Consider the following 3026-nt stretch of genomic DNA (forward strand, 5'->3'; position numbering starts at 1 on the left):
GGCTGCTGGACGTGGTCGAGCCGGAGTGGCCCGACTGGAACCGGCAGGAGTGGGGCGGCTGGTCACCGCTGCGCGGAGGGCTGATCCCGGGCACGGCGATCTTCGTGTGCGAGCGCGAGGAGGCGCCCGGGGCCTAGCCGCCCGTCCGGCTACTCCGCGGTGACCGTCAGCTCGATGTCGAGCGTGGTGCCCTCACGCGTGGTGAGACGGAGAGTGAAGGTGTCGGCTTGGCCGTCGGTGTAGATGTCCGGGAGCGTGAGCAGACCGTCCTTGCCCGTCTTGAGAGCGGTGAGGGTACGCACGGGCTCGTCGTCGTCCTTGAAGTAGGGACCCTTGTCGTTCTCGACGGGCTCGGCGTCGTCGGTGATCATGGTGGCGGTGAGCGGCAGGTTCGCGACAGGTTTGCCATGGAAGGTTGCCTTGACCTCCACCGCCTTGGCGAAGTGCGCATTCGTCGTGGCTGTCAGGGAGTCCAGGGAGGTCCGCGTCAGTCCGTTCGCCGCCGGGGTGACGGTGGCCTTGAAATTCGCAGGAGGCACGTCCCGTCCGACGACCGTGGCTCGGATGGTGAAGGTGCCGGCCCGGGCGCCCGCGCTGAGGGCGGGGGCGGTGGCGATGCCCTTGGAGTTGGTGGTGGCGGTGGCGGTGGCCGGTGAAAGCAGGCCGACGAATCGGGGTCCGCTCGTGCCGAGGACGTCGTAACGCACGCTTACGCCCTTGACCGTCCTGCCGGCCTTGTCGGTGACCCGCACCTGAGGCGCGGTGGTGTACTTCTCGCCCATGGGAGCCGACATGCTGCTCTTGCTGACCGGCTTCACCGCGGTCGGAGTGGTGGGTGTCGGGCTGGGCGACTCGTGTCCGCCGCCCTCATTGCCACCGCCGTTGGGGTTGCCGTTGCCGACGCCCTTCCCGGGCTTGTGAGGACCGGAGTTGCCACCGGGCGAGCCCTTGCCGTTGCCCGGCTTGGCCGAATCGCCGCCGGCGCCGGGAGAGGTGGGGAGCGGACCCGCGCCGTCCGGAACCTGGTGGGTGCCCTTGCGGTAGAACTCGTACCAGGCGAGCACGGTCCGCAGGTAGGCCCGCGAGTGGTTGTAGCTGAGGATCGCGCGGTCCAGGTCCGCCTTGACGGTCAACTCCCGCTCGCCCGCGCACAGGTACTTACCGGCGGAGAGTGCCGCGTCGTAGATGTTGTTCGGGTCACGGCGGCCGTCGCTGTTGCCGTCGGTGCCCCATCGCGACCAGGTCGAGGGTATGAACTGCATGGGGCCGACCGCACGGTCGAACCTCGCGTCACCGTCGAACTGCCCGCCGTCGGTGTCGGAGATGTGGGCGAAGCCCGACCCGTTCAGCACCGGCCCGAGGATCGGCTTGAGGGTGGCACCCTCCTTGTCGACGGCGCCGCCGCGCGCCTGGCCGGACTCGACCTTGCCGATGGCGGCGAGGATCTCCCAGCGCAGTCCGCAGCCGCGGTCGGCACCCGCGAGGGCCCGTTCCGCCTTCTTGTAGGCGGCCAGCACGGTCGCCGGGATGCCGGACTCCGAACCGTGCGCACCGGGGCCGTTCGGCGAAGTGCGGGGCGGGGCCGGGGATTCGAGGGGCGGCAGTTCGGTGTGGTAGGAGTCGTCGCCGAGCGCGTCGTCGCGCTGCGCCGCGTCCGTACGGTCCTTGCCCGGCTCGTCCCCGCCGGGGCTGCCCAGCTCGACGCCCGGCGCCTGTGAGGCGGTGAGGGCGGCCATTGCCGCGGCTGCGATGGCCGTAGTGGTCACTCCTCTGCGGAGCTTGCCGCTGCCGACGCGACCCCGCTCGGCCTCGGCGGTGTGCTTGGCTGCTGCGTGCCTGCCGCGATACGGCGCCATGTCCGACCCGTCCCTCTCCCCTGCGGACCCCAACACAGCTGACCCTACGACAAGTCCCGGCCCGCGTCTGCGCCGCATGGGAACGGCTTCCGGCCGAACAGCCGGCTCACCGAGCCCCGACCGCCCATCCCGGACCGCCTGCCCGGACATCCGGGCTCAGTGCGCCGCGGACTCCCAGTCGTCGCCCGCGCCCACCGAGACGTCCAGCGGCGCCCGCAGCTCCGCCGCACCGGCCATCTCACGGCGCACCAGCGCCTCGGCCGCCTTGCGTTCGCCCGGGGCCACCTCCAGCACGATTTCGTCGTGCACCTGAAGCAGCATCCGCGAGTTGAGCTTCTCAGCACGCAGCGCCTCGTCCACGCGCAGCATCGCGACCTTGACGATGTCCGCCGCGGTGCCCTGGATCGGGGCGTTGAGCGCCATCCGCTCGGCCATTTCGCGACGCTGGCGGTTGTCGCTGTTCAGGTCGGGGAGGTAGCGCCGGCGGCCCATGATCGTCTGGGTGTAGCCGACGGCGCGGGCCTCGTCCACGACGCGCCGGAGGTAGTCGCGCACGCCGCCGAACCGCTCGAAGTAGTTGTCCATCAGCTTGCGGGCCTCGTCCGGGGTGATGCCCAGCTGCTGGGAGAGGCCGAAGGCGGACAGGCCGTAGGCCAGGCCGTAGGACATGGCCTTGATCTTGCGCCGCATCTCCGCGTCGACCCGGTCCTCGCCGACGGCGAAGACCTGCGAGGCGACGGTGGTGTGCAGGTCCTCGCCCGAGGTGATGGCCTCGATGAGCTTCTCGTCGTCGGACAGGTGGGCCATCACGCGCAGTTCGATCTGGCTGTAGTCCGCGGTCATCAGCGTCTCGTAGCCCTCGCCGACACGGAAGGCGCGGCGGATGGCGCGGCCCTCGTCCGTACGGACCGGCACGTTCTGCAAGTTGGGGTCGGTGGAGGACAGACGGCCCGTCGCGGCCACGGTCTGGCTGAAACTGGTGTGGATACGGCCGTCGGCGGCGATGGTCTTGATCAGGCCCTCGACGGTGGTGCGCAGCTTCTGCTGCTCGCGGTAACGCAGCATCAGCACCGGCAGTTCGTGCTCGGTCTGGGCGGCGAGCCACGCCAGAGCATCGGCGTCCGTCGTCCAGCCCGTCTTCGTCTTCTTCGTCTTGGGCAGGCCCAGCTC

The 3026-nt window shown here is 70.5% G+C and carries 2 protein-coding genes and 1 pseudogene; 1 reads left to right on the plus strand and 2 read right to left on the minus strand.

Translation table 11 applies throughout. The features are described from left to right. Positions 1-137, plus strand: a pseudogene (locus tag ACRDP3_RS26370) (SAM-dependent methyltransferase); the annotation flags it as partial. 12 nt (positions 138-149) lie between these two features. Here ACRDP3_RS26370 and ACRDP3_RS26375 read toward each other — a convergent pair. Together ACRDP3_RS26375 and ACRDP3_RS26380 are read right to left on the minus strand one after the other, a co-directional pair. Continuing rightward, the gene (locus ACRDP3_RS26375; RefSeq protein WP_431519515.1) at positions 150-1856 is read right to left on the minus strand and encodes a lytic murein transglycosylase; all 1707 of its coding nucleotides are present in this window, start codon (positions 1854-1856) and stop codon (positions 150-152) included. A gap of 156 nt (positions 1857-2012) precedes the next feature. Further along, a partial coding sequence (locus ACRDP3_RS26380) for a DNA polymerase (RefSeq protein WP_431519516.1) occupies positions 2013-3026 on the minus strand: 1014 nt, incomplete at its 5' end.

It is taken from the genome of Streptomyces sp., assembly GCF_050698815.1.
In the GTDB taxonomy this organism is placed as follows: domain Bacteria; phylum Actinomycetota; class Actinomycetes; order Streptomycetales; family Streptomycetaceae; genus Streptomyces.